The sequence below is a fragment of the Bacillus sp. SRB_8 genome, assembly GCF_003264205.1.
In the GTDB taxonomy this organism is placed as follows: domain Bacteria; phylum Bacillota; class Bacilli; order Bacillales; family Bacillaceae_G; genus Bacillus_A; species Bacillus_A mycoides.
Window position 1 is genome coordinate 2,052 of the sequence record NZ_NADT01000094.1, and the last position, 1,815, is coordinate 3,866.

General features: G+C 33.1%; 1 pseudogene. It reads left to right on the top strand.

From position 1 onward, the window contains the following. Positions 1–673: 673 nt before the first annotated feature. A pseudogene (locus B5P40_RS31950) lies at positions 674–1,815 on the top strand (S-layer homology domain-containing protein); the annotation flags it as partial.

The window sequence follows — 1,815 nt, forward strand, 5'->3', positions numbered from 1 at the left end:
CTTCACCACATAATATCGCAGCCGGTATAATTAATCCTTCCGTTAACGAAAGCTCTATCATTCCTTCTTTACTTTGCATATTTTCCACCTCGCATATCATAAAATATCATATTAAGATGGAATGGTTTGTCTAACCATGTCGAAAAAACAGAAGAATATATTTCATCAAATTTTTTCTGTAAATTTAAATTTACAGTCTATTTCTGGTTATTTGTGACGGATAATGTGTGTCATTGCTGAACTAATAAGGATTACCATACATTCCCATCAAACTAAAATTTTGATGTCCCCCCAAAGGGGGACGGAAACGATTATGGGTTTCAAAGGCCACTCTGGAATTAAATACCACGCTTCAATTCTGATAAGTGTATTTGAGAACCTCTAAATCCTTTAAAATCAATAACTTGTAATCTTCTCAATAGAGTACGCCCTATTGATAATAAAGATATGCAATTATGCATATTTACATTTAATATTTTAATAGTAATAAAACCTAATATATAATTAAAAGGTTTTTAAAGAATTAATAAGGAGATGCGAGTATGAAGAAAGTCATAGGACTTATATTATCATTATTTTCTACCTATGCACCAATGTTTACAGAGGAAGCCGAAGTTTTAAATAAGTGCTGATTTTGAAATTATATCTTTAACAATTGAATAGGAGGTCTATTGTGAATACAATTAAAAAATTATTTTTGAGTTCTATGGTATGTATTTTATTATTCAGTACATTAGGAACAGCTTATGCAGAACAAAATAATCAAGAAACTACATTATCCTTTATCGATGTGCCAAAAACACATTGGGCGTATAAAGAAATAATGTATATGGCTGAGAATAAGATTATAACAGGATACGGAAATGGGTATTTCGGTGCTACGGATCCTATTACTCGCGAACATCTCGCAGCTTTCTTGTATCGATATTTAAAACCGCAAGATAGTACAAATAATCCATTTATTGATATCGATGACAGCAATTTCAAAAAGGAAATTTTGGCACTAACAGCACGTGGTATTTTTAGTGTAAATGCTGAGAAAAAATTCAATCCCAAGAATAATATGACTCGCGCTGAAATGGCTGCTGTGCTTGTAAAAACATTTGATTTAAAATCGCAAGGAAATGTTGAATTTACGGATATGAAAGGTCATTGGGCCAATGAATATGTGAAAATTCTAGCTGAAAACCAGATAACAAGTGGGACAGGTGACGGCAATTTTAATCCAAATGGGATTGTTACCAGAGAGCAATTTTCTATGTTCTTATATAGGACGATTATGAAAGTAACAGATATGCAAAATGATGAATCAGTTGGCTGGGTGAAGGAGAAAGAGAATTGGTACTATTACAACAAAGATGGTAGTAAGCAAAGAGATAACATTACGTTAGATGGAATAGAGTACTCCTTTTTTAAAGATGGAAGGCTATACCAAGGGAGAAAATAAGTAGGGAAAGATACTTTATACTATAGTGAACCTGGTAAACTAAAGACTGGATGGAGTTTTTCTACAACTTCATGGAGCTATTTAAAAGATGGGAAGTATGTGACAGGAACATTTACCTATCAAGGAAAACCATTTGAAATTAATAAGTACGGGGATATGGAAAAAGGATGGATTACTCTACGTTCTGCTGTTAAAAGAATCTATCCAAAGCCAGAAACAAAATTTCTATTGAAGTCTAAACCTGTAAAGGATGGAGATGTTTTAGAAGTCATCTCAAAACAAGGTTTGTGGTACCAGGTCAAGTATCAAGGGGAAATCGGATATGTCAGGGTACTAGAGTCAGTTATAATTGGTGAATCACCAGTTCG